This window comes from Sphingobacterium sp. UBA3519, from assembly GCF_002377215.1.
In the GTDB taxonomy this organism is placed as follows: Bacteria; Bacteroidota; Bacteroidia; order Sphingobacteriales; family Sphingobacteriaceae; genus Sphingobacterium; species Sphingobacterium multivorum.
Genome location: NZ_DFPI01000024.1, coordinates 291,076 through 304,669, shown reverse-complemented (window position 1 = coordinate 304,669; position 13,594 = coordinate 291,076). Strand labels below are relative to the sequence as shown.

Genomic DNA, 13,594 nt, shown 5'->3' with positions numbered 1-13,594 from the left:
TGATTATGCTGTTTTTATTGAGTTTTATTGTCGTAGACTTTCAAATATAGCAAAGTCAGGAGTGCTCCAATGCTCGCCATGCCCACACCAACGAGGGAAGGTGTATTATAAGCTAAACCCCAGGTTATTGGGATTCCACCTAAAAATGCACCTAAGGTATTCCCGAGGTTAAAGGCTGCCTGACCACCTGCTGCGGCCAATGTTGCTGCTTCTTTTGAGGCGCGGATCAACATCAGTTGTGTCGGCGAACCAATAGTGAAGGACACCAGTCCTGTAATAAAGGCTAAAGGATAGGCTGTCCAGCCCAGTGGTGATATAAAGTAGACCATCACAAGGCATATCGCCATAGCGGAGAAACTCGCGATTGCCGCTTTGGTTGGGGAGATTGTATCAGCCAGTTTTCCGCCGATAAGATTTCCGAAAAACATACCAACACCGATCAGGATCATAATCAAGGGGACACGATCAGCAGCGATGCCCGACACATTGGTCACCAAAGGCGCGATGTAGCTGATCCAGGCGAAAAGTCCACCGGTGCCTATGGCAATAATAGCCATTAATAACCAGGCAATTTTTTTGTTGAAGAAGTTTAACTGACTAAAGATATTATTTCCTTTGGCGGCCTCAATTTTTGGCATCCATGCATAAATTGCTGCAAAAGTGATTAATCCCAATATACTGATAATACCATACGTTAAACGCCATGAATAATGATGGCCTAAATAGGTGCCGAGTGGTACTCCAGCCAAATTGGCAATAGTCATTCCGGTAAACATAATGGATATAGCCTGTGCTTCTTTTCCTTTCGGAGCCAGTCTTGCTGCCACGACAGACCCAACACCAAAAAATGCTCCATGGGGAAGTCCGGCCATAAAACGGGAGAGACTAATCAAAAACTGTCCCGGTGCAATACTGAAAAGGCCATTGAAGATAAAAAAGAGCAGCATTAAAAAGAGTAATACCTTCTTCGGAGGATATTTTCCTGTAAATAGCACTAATGTTGGGGCACCTACAACGACACCCAGTGCGTAGAGTGCAATCAGGTGAGCAGCGGTAGGGATTTCGATATGAAGATCTTTGGCAATGTCAGGCAGGATGCCCATCATCGTGAATTCGGTCATTCCGATGGCAAGTCCGCCAAATGCCAAAGCGATAATTCCTTTGTTCATTGTATTTTAAGGTTGAGGTTGTACGATAATGGTACGAAGATAGTAAATAGATTGTACTAAAAATTATTGATACCTTTTTTGAGGGACACAAGTAATATTTTTAGTCTTTCTTAAGATGATCTGACGTTGATCTAACCTGCTTTCCAGTACCACCGAATCTGCAGTATGATAAACGACTTTAAAGCGGGGGATATACTGACCGGAAAGATAGCAACCTGAAATCTTCTGTTTGCCATTCTCCTTGGTATAGATACCATCGACAATGATGGAGTCTCCGCGCAAAACATAAATACCTTTTGCATGTTCTGTCCAGGAGCCATTTTTGTAACAGCTATCTGGTATGGTTTGTACTTTATTGTTGACGTGCATGGTCGCGTAAACAGAGTCACAGGTAAACTTGAAGTCGGTCAAGGTGTATTGCATCATCTGCTGCTGTCCAGGAATGCTGTCTTGGACCCATTCTCCCTGTAAAAAGGGGGCACCTTCGCTCTGCATATCCGAATTGAATTTGCAGGCTGTAAAAAAGAAAAACATACCTATGGCAAGCGCCAATAGGTATGTTTTTGTTCGTATATTTTTTATTGAAATAAAAGTCACAGCTTATTTTAAACTTCCAACCATATCTTCTGGTTTTACCCAAGCATCGAAATCTTCAGGAGTCACATAACCTAAACGCACTGCTTCTTCTTTAAGCGTAGTGCCATTTTTATGCGCTGTCTGCGCGATTTCTGCCGATTTATAATAACCAATTTTTGTGTTTAGAGCGGTTACCAGCATCAATGAGTTGTCAACCAATTCTTTGATGCGTTTGTAGTTCGGCTCAATACCAGCTGCACAGTGCTCTTCAAATGAAACACAAGCATCCCCTAATAGGCGAGCAGATTGCAAGAAGTTTGCCGCCATCAATGGTTTGAACACGTTTAGTTCATAGTGACCTTGCGTTCCACCAATCGTAATAGCCACATCATTACCCATCACTTGTGCCGCGACCATTGTCAATGCTTCACATTGCGTTGGATTAACTTTACCTGGCATAATCGATGATCCTGGTTCGTTCTCCGGGATCAGGATTTCACCGATACCTGAGCGTGGGCCAGAAGCCAACATACGGATATCGTTTGCAATTTTATTTAATGCTACAGCCAATTGCTTTAATGCACCGTGTGTTTCAACGATTGCGTCATGAGCTGCCAATGCCTCAAATTTGTTTTCAGCGGTTACGAAAGGTAGGCCTGTAAATTCGGCGATATATTTAGCAACGACAACGTCATACCCCTTTGGAGTATTTAATCCTGTCCCTACTGCAGTACCTCCCAATGCAAGTTCTGATAAATGCGAAAGTGTATTTCTTAAAGCTTTCAGACCATGGTTCAATTGTGCGACATAACCTGAAATCTCTTGACCTAAAGTCAACGGAGTAGCATCCATTAAGTGTGTACGGCCAATTTTTACGACATTTTTAAACTCTTCAGCTTTTTTAGCTAATGTGTCACGCAATTTTTCTACACCTGGAATTGTAACCTCTGCAACAGCTTTATACGCCGCGATATGCATTCCTGTAGGGAAAGTATCGTTAGATGATTGCGATTTATTTACATCATCATTTGCTTTTAACACAGGTTCGCCTTCACCGATCTTATGTCCAGCCAATACTTGTGCACGGTTTGCGACAACCTCATTTACATTCATATTGGATTGTGTACCTGAACCCGTTTGCCAGATAACCAATGGGAATTGGTCATCCAATTTGCCCGCTAAGATCTCATCACATACGGTAGCGATTGCATCACGTTTCTCTACAGGTAATACCCCCAACTCGTGGTTAGCATAAGCAGCTGCTTTTTTCAAATAAGCAAAGCCTGCGACGATTTCGTGTGGCATCGAAGCTGCCGGTCCGATTTTAAAGTTGTTGCGTGAACGCTCTGTCTGTGCACCCCAGTATTTGTCTGCAGGGACTTGAACTTCACCCATCGTGTCTTTTTCAATTCTGAATGACATAGTATGTAAGTATAAGTAAAACGTAAAAATTATAAGTATATGTGCGAAGCACCTAATACATCAATTACAAAGTTACAGGATAATACAGTAAAGAGCAAGGATTAAAGAATAAGGATTGAGAATAAAACCCAATAAGCAGATCTAAAAACCAAGACGTTTTGTTAAGGAATCATTCACATGGTGGAAAACTTGTTTCGGTTTTAATGCCCGCCAAGGTAGCTCATTCAATGCGCCACCGAAATTAATGTAATAATCTATATTCTGTTGCTGGAACTCTTCGATCACATGTTCACGGAAACCGACGCCAGCAATCCAGCCATCATCGATATCCTGAAACCATTCCTCATAGTAAGAGTCGTCTGAAGCATGAAAATTCAGTACATTCTCCCCGATTAGAATAAAATACTTGATGCCTTGACTGATCAATACATCGATAATTTCTCGCTTGAGCAACATAATATCATTGTAGATCGCATCATTCCATTCACCAATCAGCTCGATAATACAGTATTGTTTTTCATAGTCCACAAATAGTATTTTTAGATATAAGGTAAGCGAACCGAATTCGTCCCATTGTGGGTGCAAAAGAAAATTATAGATCTGCTTGTCAAAATCGAATTCGCTATAGATTGTACCATAAAATGGGGATTGTTCATCTTCAGCGGCAATGTAATAGTCCCGCCAGTTGTAATAAGGTTCGATTTCGTGCATAAAGTGGAATCTTTTTCAATTCAAACTAAGATAAATTTACGCGCATTTGCAAGTTAAATTATAGACATCATCTTCATCTGTTGAAATTAAATGTTCGGTGCCCTTATCGGCTGTTCTGTTGTTATTTTTTAATTTTTTACAAAGACTTCTAGCCATGGAAGACGCTGTTTCCGCCTGAAAACAAGGAAGGGAACTTTTTATTTTTAATGTAAAAATATGGGTTCAGGTGCTCGTTTAACCGAATAAACTTGCTATTTTTGATGAAGTAATTAATTGTTGAATAGTTTGTCTCATCTTCGATAATTCATGAAGATTTCCCATGCAGAAAAGTATTAAACGAAATATTTTTGTAGCCGCTACATATGCTGCAGTATTGCTTCTTGGCTTGCTGTTGGGGCAAAATTATGCCGAGGAGCAGGGAAGCAACCAAAAAACAACCTTTTCGAGTCTACGCTCGAATGGCAACTCGGACAAATTACAATATCTCATTCAATTAATTGCTGAGAATTACGTTGATAATGTCAGTATAGATACCGTTCAAGACGAAGCCATTGAACATGTCGTATCCCGTTTAGATCCTTTCTCCACCTTTTTAAGGCCGAATCAAGTGCTTGCAAAGCAGGAAACGCTTGAAGGAACATTTGATGGTATCGGTGTGGAGTATTTCCGTCTGAAAGATACGCTACTTGTTGTTGGAATGGTTGCTGCTGGTCCCGCTGAAAAAGCAGGTATGCGTATCGGCGACCGCATTTTAAAGATCGGGAATAAGGATCTTGTCGGAAGAAAGGTAACCGAGTCCGAAATTGAAAGGTTAATCCGTGGAAAGAAAGGAACAGCTGTATTGATTGCTATTCAACGTAATGGAGTGGTAATGGCCAATCCAATAAAAGTCATTCGCGATCAGGTAAATGTTTCCAGCTTAGATGCATCCTATATGATCGCTCCGAAAACAGCTTATGTGAAAATTCGGAGATTTGGGCATAAGACAGCAGACGAATTCAGACAGTCGCTCATAGATTTACGGAAAAGTGGGGCGCAGGATCTTATTTTGGATCTGCGTAACAATGGTGGTGGATTTGTCCATACGGCGATTGATCTGGCGGGGCAATTTTTTAAAGAAAAAAGATTGTTGATGTATACCGAGGGTGCCAATGAGCTGCGCCAGGATTTCTATTCGGAGAAAGCTGGCGATTTTGGTGATGGCCGTGTCATTGTGCTAATCAATGAAAGTACGGCATCAGCAAGCGAAATCTTGAGCGGTGCTCTTCAGGATCTGGATCGGGCAACGATTGTCGGCCGCAGGTCCTATGGTAAAGGCTTAGTACAAGAACAATTTGACTTTTCGGATGGCTCTGCAATCAATCTGACTGTAGCTCGCTACTATACCCCTCTTGGAAGATGCATTCAGCGAAAATACACACGCGCCAATTTTGATGCTGCGAAATACATGACAGGCTTCGATTTATGGACGATGGACACTGAATTCAGCCAAAAAGAAATGTTTACCACCAGCAAAGGGAAACTTGTTTTTGGTGGTGGTGGTATTCTTCCGGATGTTACTATTCCGATTGACACCAACGAAACCAGTGCCAAATACCGCGAGATATTTCATTCCAATGCGATCGAAGAATTTGTTTATGATCGCTTCACGAAACATTTGCCCGCATATTCTATCGAGAATTTTATTAGCGGTTACCACTTACCGACAACAGAATTTGATCTATTTATTTCATATCTCAACAGTCAGAAGCGGATTTCGGTCACCGCCAAAGAAGCAAAAAACTTACATGATTTGATTCAATCCGATATCGAGGCCTTGGTCGGTCGCTATTATTTTGGTCGTGAAGCATATTACAAAATCAAAAACCGAAGGGATAAATTTATTGAAATAGGTCTTAAAACATTGGGTTATCAGATGCCTAAGGTTTAAGCCTAAGATCAGACCACACGGGGTAATGATCCGATAATTTCTGTTTGACAATCTGATAATTCATTACCTGAAATTTCTGGCTAGCAAAAATATAGTCGATCTGAAAGATCGGAAGCAGGGCATGATGGGTTACTCCCCAGCCATTACCTTTCTCCTTAAATGCATTATACAGCCTGTCTCCAATTAGATTGACCGAGTAGCTCATTGGCGTATCGTTGAAATCACCTACGGCAATATAAGGATATTGACATTCATTCATGTGCTTCTTTAACGAATGCGCCTGTTCGCTGCGTAGCTCGAAGGCATTCTTAAGTTTGCGGCTCAATTTACGGGTCCTCGAATTATCCGATTCATTATTATTGGACAGGTTTTGGATAAATTCCTTGTCTTCATTTTGCAGCGCAAAAGAACGTAGATGTATATTGTAGATGCGGATCAGGGTGTCCTGTTTTTTGATATCAACATAACTAATCCGGTTGATTCCGTAATCGTTGTCTCTGATGGTTCCTGAATCATAGATCGGGAAACGCGAAAGAACAGCCATTCCATACGCCTCATAATCGTTTTTAGAGCTCGGTTCAAAGAAAAAATAGTCATATCCCAATTTATCTTTGAATTCCTCAGAGAAAACATGTTTTCCCTTAATCTTGCTAATATATTCCTGAAAGCAGATCACATCAGGAGAGATGCTGTCAATAATGCGGACAACGTCGGCTTTAAAGTTCTTTTTCTCATCGTTTACCTTCTTGAACAGATGAGCATTGAAAGTCATAATGCGAAGCGTACGTACCTCCGATGATACAGGGGCATTCTCTTTGCGAATATTCCAATGCTTAGTTAAAAAAGGCCATCCAATGAGGATTGTAACGAGTGAATAAAGTGCAATTTTTCGTTTGCGGAGTAGCCAGTAAAAGATAAATCCAATATTGATAAGGAGAATTGGAAGGTAGCCCAGGCCCATAAATGCAATTGGCCAAAAGGATTTGGGATTAATGAAGGTAGCCGAATAGCTCATAAGCAATGCAACGATCGCAAGCATATTTGCCAGGAACATTGTTTTACTTATAAAGCCCAGTTTTCTTCTTAAAAATGTCCTTTTATCCATCAACCTTGTCACCACTATTGCTTGCCCTAAAGAGCGTTTCTTTTTCATGGTTCGTTAGACTGTCGTAGCCAGAAACAGAAATTTTATCTAAGATAGCATCGATTTCGTCCTGATTGGGTAAGTCATAACGATGTTTCCGATTTGTCGGAATATTGTTACCTACAACGACTTTCATTTTTGCAGGCTTCTGTTGTTTTTTCTGAAAAATCGTAGACCAGTCCATTCCCGATTTTAGCGCATAAGTGAATCCCATTCCAAAAAGTATAACTGCAAAATACGAAATGGCAGCAGGTCGATTGGTCATCGTAAGGGTAAGGAATTCCAATCCAAAATAAATAATAGCCACTAATTTTAGCTTAACAGTACCAATAAGGAGAAAGCGTAATTCGTACTTGGGAACCAAAGTCACAATCGCGGCTAATACCGCTGCCAGGGGAAGAGAACCTCCCATAAGCTGTAAGTTACTTGGCATGGGAATAAGTGACCCAAAGCCCATATAGAGCACGCTGCCGAGCAGCCATGAGGCGATATAGACAAATAGAAATTGCCGTTTGTTTAAGAAGGTAAAGAAGATCTGACCGACCCAATAGAGCCAGAGACTATCAAAAAGTATGGTCCAGAGCTTGACGTAAACGAAATTCGATGTAACCAATGACCAGGGTTGTGCAATAAAGCTTGAGAAATTACTCGGTAAACTTAATAGACGCACCGTAGGTTCCAAAAAGCTTTGTGGTACAATTTTTAATTCGAAGAGCAGGTCTAAAAAATAAATGAGGACAAATAAACAGACCTGAATACTGATCACCAAAGGTACGGGCGAGCCAGTTTTATAGGTTTGTCTCCAAAAATCTTTTAAACCGATGTTATTCATTGCGCACGATATTAATAAATTCCTTTTCTAATCTTCCACAGTTTAAGCAGTAGATAGCCAAATAGTGCACCACCGACATGAGCCAGGTGAGCCACAGAATCCCCTGGTCTAGACAAACTCATATAAATTTCGATGAGAATGAATCCACCGATCATATACTTTGCTTTGACTGGTACAGGAATAAACAAAAATTGAAGCGGTATGTTTGGAAAAAGGTAGGCAAATGCTAATAGAACACCATAAATGGCTCCTGAGGCCCCCAACATCGGAATGAGGTAGGTTAGTGCTTCATTATTTCCGGTATTGGCCATGGCAATAAGTTCGTTTCCGCTTATGCCGTGAAGTGGAGCGAAAGAACCTGTCGCATTATAGAGTTGTATACCATTTACAGCTGTATAAAGAAACCAGGCACCGATTCCCGAAACCAGGTAGAAATTTAAAAAACGTTTTGAACCAAGGACCTGCTCAATCATAGGACCGAACATGACCAGGGAAAACATATTGAAGAAGATATGGCTAATATTGTTCTTGTCGTGCATAAACATATGCGTGATCACCTGCCAAATTTTAAAATAAGGGGAGTCCGGATAATAGACCGCAAGATAATCATATGCTACAGGTACAAGTTGTGATCCAATATAAAATATGATATTGATGATCAATAAATTCTTGATAACAGGTGTCAGTTGTGGAAACATATATTTTATCTTCTAATTTTTGCCAAATTTTTCCGCTAATTCTTGCAATGTAAATGTTACAATCACAGGGTTGCCATAGATGGAGATATTGGGTGAGTGACAGGCAAATAGTCTGTCCACAAGCTCTGCCATTGCTGTATTGTCCAACGCGGTACCAGGTTTAATGGCCGCATTACGGGCAAGGCTTTTTGCAAGATTTTCGCGCTTAGCGAGCTTATACTCAGATTGATTGTTTTTGTAATCCTCCAATATTTTCTCAATCATCTTTATTTCGTCGAATCCTGTCCCTAAGTCTGCAGGAATTCCGTCAATAATATAGGAATTTTTTCCAAATTCACGAATTTGAAAGCCTAAGCCATTGATGTCCTCCAAAAGGTCTTTCATTAATTCATTATCTGCAGCATTTAGGTCCAAAGTCTGTGGAAACAAACTTTGCTGACTCAGCCCTTTATGTTGGTCCAGTTGCGCAAGAAATTGCTCAAAGAGAATACGTTCATGTGCAGCCTGTTGATCAATTAGAATAAATCCAGAGTGAATCTGAGAGACAATATATTTATTATGGAGCTGAAAAAAGAGCTTTGAGGATGACTTATCTTCGACCTGAATGACCTGTGAGCTATCCGTATGCAATTCCGGCTCCGCATGCAATGGCAGCTGAACAGATTCCTCCTCTTCGACGATTTGGTACAGGGAATCCCAATTGCTAGGTATGCCACCTGTTTTCTTGTTAAGTCCTTCAGCGTAGCTTTCTGAACGGGTGTAGCTCGAATTGGATTTCGATTTGTCTGTATCAAATGGATTGAAGTCTGGATTAAAAGTTACCGTTGGAACGATGATTTCATCCAATGCCTTTTTTGTAATAAGATTGGTGAAGCTTGTTTCCTGTTCAAAATCCAAAGATGGCATGATATTGTACCGTCCCAACGATCTTTTTACGGCTGAACGGATAATGGCGTAAATAGCCTTATCGTCTTCATACTTAATTTCGGTCTTGGTAGGGTGTACGTTGATATCGATGCGTGCAGGATCTATGTCGATAAATAATACATAGAAAGGGAATGTTTCGGCCTGTAAAATATCTTCATAAGCATTCATGACTGCATGGTGCAGGTATGGATCACGTACAAAGCGTTTGTTGACAAAGAAAAACTGTTCACCACGTGTTTTTTTTGCAAATTCAGGTTTCCCAACAAAACCTTCTACCTTGATGATGGACGTATCTTCTTCCACAGGGACAAGTCGCTGATTGTAATTGTTGCCAAAAATATGGACAATACGTTGTTTCAGCGTCTCAGCCGGCAAATGGTAGATCTCATTTCCGTCGCTATGTAAGGTTAGGAAAATCTGTGGATTTGATAAAGCAATACGTTGAAATTCATCAATGATATGACGCATTTCTACCGAGTTGCTCTTTAGGAAGTTTCTCCGTGCAGGAATATTGTAAAAAAGATTTTTAACTAAAATATTTGTCCCGGCAGCAACAGCTTCCGGGTATTGGTTGACAACTTTTGATCCCTCTATCTCAACAACTGTACCCAGTTCATCTTCAATGCGGCGTGTTTTGAGCTCTACCTGTGCAATCGCAGCAATGGATGCCATTGCTTCACCACGGAAACCCATCGTACGGATAGCGAATAAGTCTTCAGCCTTACGAATTTTCGATGTTGCGTGACGTTCAAAACAAAGACGAGCATCAGTTACGCTCATGCCACAGCCATTGTCAATGACCTGGATCAATGACTTGCCTGCATCTTTAACAATAAGTTTTATTTTGTCAGCTCCAGCATCAATAGCATTCTCAATCAATTCTTTAATGGCAGACGCTGGTCGCTGCACCACTTCTCCCGCCGCAATCTGATTAGCAACATTATCTGGAAGTAATTGAATAATATCCGACATATAATACAAAGTTAAGAAATATCCATATTTACAGCGTATAAACACTGATGAAAATCAACTGGACATTCCGTATGTTCTTTAAAAGCAAAAACCTTTAATGTGTTCATTTATACAAATGAAATGGATGGCATTGATAAATAGTTGCGCCCTATTCCTCGGCCGTCAAAGTCAGTGTGCGATATCTATTGCCCCATGTAAGACAAAGCTCAAGGAGTTGGAAAACATTCCTGCGCAATAACCGAGCCATCCCGAGCAAACAGCAGTCACGAAATATAATACTTCGCGGCTGCCGTTTCAAAGGCATTACATTTCCAATTTTAAGAAACGTGCTGTTTCGCTTTTATTATTTTTAATTAAGTTTTCAGGTGTTCCTTCAAATAGAACCTGCCCGCCGTCTTTGCCACCTTCGGGACCGATATCAATGACCCAATCGGCCGATTTAACGACATCAAGGTTATGCTCAATAATCAAAATGGTATTCCCGCGCTCGACCAGACGATTGATAACGCCCATAAGGACATTGACATCTTCAAAGTGAAGACCTGTTGTCGGTTCATCAAGGATATAGAATGTATTTCCAGTGTCTTTTTTAGAAAGTTCAGTAGCCAATTTTACCCGTTGTGCCTCACCTCCCGATAAGGTTGTCGAGGACTGTCCTAAGGTGATATAACCCAAACCTACATCCTGCAGTGTTTTGATCTTTCGGTAAATACTCGGTACATTTTCGAAGAAATCCACAGCATCGTTGATGCTCATATCAAGTACATCGGAAATGGATTTTCCTTTGTAGCGTACCTCTAAAGTTTCTCGGTTGTAGCGTTTTCCGTGACATGTTTCACAAGGAACCTGTACATCGGGAAGGAAATTCATTTCGATGACTTTCAGCCCGGCTCCCTGACAGGTTTCACAACGACCACCTTTGACGTTAAAGGAAAATCTTCCTGGTTTATAGCCTCTGATCTTAGCTTCTGGAAGTTGAACAAACAAGGTTCTGATATCCGAAAATACACCGGTATAGGTCGAAGGGTTGGACCGTGGTGTACGGCCGATAGGACTTTGGTCGATCTCGATGACTTTGTCAATATGTTCTAACCCTTCAATTTTTTTGAAAGGAAGTGGAATTGCTTTGGCTCTGAAAAAATGTTTATTCAAAATCGGGTATAAAGTACCTGTGATTAGGCTTGATTTACCCGAACCTGAAACACCCGATACAACAATGAGTTTTCCTAATGGAAAAGAGACAGACAGATTTTTTAAGTTATGTCCGGTTGCTCCATGTAATGACAATGTTTTTCCATTGCCCTCACGGCGTTTCTCGGGAATCTTAACCTCTTTTGTCCCGTTGAGGTAAGCTGCTGTTAAAGAGTTCGATTTTAGGATTTCTGTTGGTGTACCTTCGGCAACCACAGTCCCACCATGAACGCCTGCAGCAGGTCCCATGTCGATAACATGGTCGGCATGTAGGATCATGTCTTTGTCATGTTCCACAACAAGGACCGAATTGCCAATATCGCGTAGGTTTTTAAGCGCATTGATCAAACGTTCGTTATCCCGCTGATGGAGCCCAATACTCGGTTCATCCAGAATATAAAGTACATTCACCAGTTGGGAACCAATCTGTGTGGCCAGACGGATCCGCTGTGCTTCACCCCCCGAAAGTGTTTTAGCTGTACGGTCTAAAGTCAAGTAATTTAGGCCGACATCCAACAAGAAGCCCAAACGTGCACGGATTTCCTTTAATATCTCTGTTGCAATAATGAGCTGGCGTTCATCAAGTTTGCTTTCTACCTGATCAAACCATTCTTTGATGGATGTAATGTCCATCGTTGAGAGCTCATGGATATTTTTATCCGCAATTTTAAAATGTAAAGACTCTTTTTTTAGACGTGCTCCCGCACAGGTTGGACAGGTCACTTTCGTTCTGAAGTCATCTAAAGAAGGCGCTTCATCCGATGATTTTCCCGAAAACTCTTCCAGCATCTTAAAGATTCCTTCAAATTCAACACGATATTCGCGTGTGCCATAACTTCCATAAGATACCGTGACAACGATAGGCTCTTCCTTATTGCCAAATAAAAGCTGGTCAATCTGTTCTTCAGTTAGTTTTTCAAGCGGTGTTGTAATGGTAAAATCTAATTTTTTTGCGACAGCTTTCAATACTTCTGAAGTCCAATTTTCCCGGGTAGGTCCCAAAGGGGCCAAACCACCTTTTTGAATACTTAGTTTTTTATCCGGGATAACGGCATTCTTATCAATTTCAAAAATATAGCCCAAACCATCACATGTCGGACACGCACCGTATGGGGAATTGAATGAGAAGGTATTTGGCTGTGGCTCATCATAAGAGATCCCCGATTCGGCATCCATGAGATAACGGCTATAGAATTGCTCCTGATTATCTTTCGTGGAGACCTTGATGATACCTTTCGCTGTTTTCATCGCCTGCATCACGGAAGTTTGTAAGCGCTTTTTATCTTCACGCTCTACTTTCAGACGATCTACGACGATTTCAATATCGTGTATTTTGTAGCGGTCAACCTGCATTTTTGGAACAAGGTCCAATATTTCTCCATCCACACGTACTTTCACATAGCCTTGCTTACGGATTTGTTCAAACAACTCACGGTAGTGGCCTTTACGCCCTTTAACCACTGGTGCCAGGATGTTCAGTGCCTGTCCTTCAAACTCAGTCAAAATCCGTTCGATAACCTGATCGTCCGACATACGCTCCATTTTCTTCCCAGTCACATAGGAGAAAGCTTCTCCTGCTCGGGCAAATAGTAGACGCATAAAGTCATACACCTCAGTAATGGTTCCAACAGTGGACCTCGGGTTTTTGCTGGTGGTTTTCTGTTCAATGGAGATCACTGGACTTAAGCCCGATATCTTGTCCACATCCGGACGTTCCATGCCGCCCAAAAACTGACGGCTGTAGGCACTGAATGTCTCCATATACCGACGTTGTCCTTCGGCATAAATGGTGTCAAAAGCCAAGGAAGACTTTCCGCTGCCACTTAAACCTGTGATAACAACCAATTCATTTCTCGGAAAAGAAACATCTATATTTTTTAGATTATGCGCACGCGCTCCAAATACCTGAACTTCACTTTGTTCGCCCAAATCTGGGCTTCTTTTTACTGCCATGAAAACTCCTTAAGGTCCCGTGTGAGGGATTAAATGCAAAACATGCAAAATTACAGATTTTAAAGGAAT

The 13,594-nt window shown here is 41.2% G+C and carries 10 protein-coding genes; 1 reads left to right on the top strand and 9 read right to left on the bottom strand.

What is annotated here, in order from left to right; translation table 11 throughout:
- Positions 1–14: 14 nt before the first annotated feature.
- From B3297_RS13845 to B3297_RS13830, 4 genes are all read right to left on the bottom strand, one after another.
- On the bottom strand, positions 15–1,169 hold the full coding sequence (locus B3297_RS13845; protein WP_070570268.1) for an MFS transporter: 1,155 nt from the start codon (positions 1,167–1,169) through the stop codon (positions 15–17).
- A 63-nt stretch (positions 1,170–1,232) separates the two neighbouring features.
- Positions 1,233–1,721 carry a fumarate hydratase gene (locus tag B3297_RS13840; RefSeq protein WP_236560302.1) on the bottom strand — a complete coding sequence of 163 codons (489 nt, stop codon included), beginning with the start codon at positions 1,719–1,721 and terminating at the stop codon, positions 1,233–1,235.
- A 48-nt stretch (positions 1,722–1,769) separates the two neighbouring features.
- Positions 1,770–3,167, bottom strand: a complete 1,398-nt coding sequence (gene fumC, locus B3297_RS13835) for a class II fumarate hydratase (protein WP_070570264.1) — start codon at positions 3,165–3,167, stop codon at positions 1,770–1,772.
- A 141-nt stretch (positions 3,168–3,308) separates the two neighbouring features.
- Complete coding sequence (locus B3297_RS13830; protein WP_046673680.1) at positions 3,309–3,878, bottom strand: hypothetical protein; 570 nt, start codon at positions 3,876–3,878, stop codon at positions 3,309–3,311.
- Positions 3,879–4,197: 319 nt separating this feature from the next.
- On the opposite strand from B3297_RS13830, the gene B3297_RS13825 reads away from it, so the two are divergent.
- Positions 4,198–5,808 (top strand): S41 family peptidase, encoded by a 1,611-nt coding sequence (locus B3297_RS13825; protein ID WP_112375010.1) that lies wholly within the window; start codon positions 4,198–4,200, stop codon positions 5,806–5,808.
- Here B3297_RS13825 and B3297_RS13820 read toward each other — a convergent pair.
- The 5 genes from B3297_RS13820 to uvrA form a co-directional block, all read right to left on the bottom strand.
- Positions 5,798–6,961, bottom strand: coding sequence for an endonuclease/exonuclease/phosphatase family protein (locus B3297_RS13820; RefSeq protein ID WP_236560300.1), 1,164 nt, complete (start codon positions 6,959–6,961; stop codon positions 5,798–5,800). The two genes, B3297_RS13825 and B3297_RS13820, sit on opposite strands and share 11 nt — an antisense overlap.
- Positions 6,906–7,784, bottom strand: coding sequence for a rhomboid family intramembrane serine protease (locus tag B3297_RS13815; protein ID WP_088163151.1), 879 nt, complete (start codon positions 7,782–7,784; stop codon positions 6,906–6,908). The genes B3297_RS13820 and B3297_RS13815 overlap by 56 nt, the downstream gene beginning before the upstream one ends.
- An 11-nt stretch (positions 7,785–7,795) precedes the next feature.
- On the bottom strand, positions 7,796–8,482 hold the full coding sequence (locus B3297_RS13810) for a rhomboid family intramembrane serine protease (RefSeq protein ID WP_088163150.1): 687 nt from the start codon (positions 8,480–8,482) through the stop codon (positions 7,796–7,798).
- A 12-nt stretch (positions 8,483–8,494) separates the two neighbouring features.
- A complete protein-coding gene (mutL, locus tag B3297_RS13805) occupies positions 8,495–10,381 on the bottom strand; it encodes a DNA mismatch repair endonuclease MutL (RefSeq protein WP_088163149.1) in 1,887 nt (628 codons plus the stop codon).
- Between the two features lie 303 nt (positions 10,382–10,684).
- Positions 10,685–13,525, bottom strand: coding sequence for an excinuclease ABC subunit UvrA (gene uvrA, locus B3297_RS13800; protein WP_070570252.1), 2,841 nt, complete (start codon positions 13,523–13,525; stop codon positions 10,685–10,687).
- Positions 13,526–13,594 lie beyond the last annotated feature (69 nt).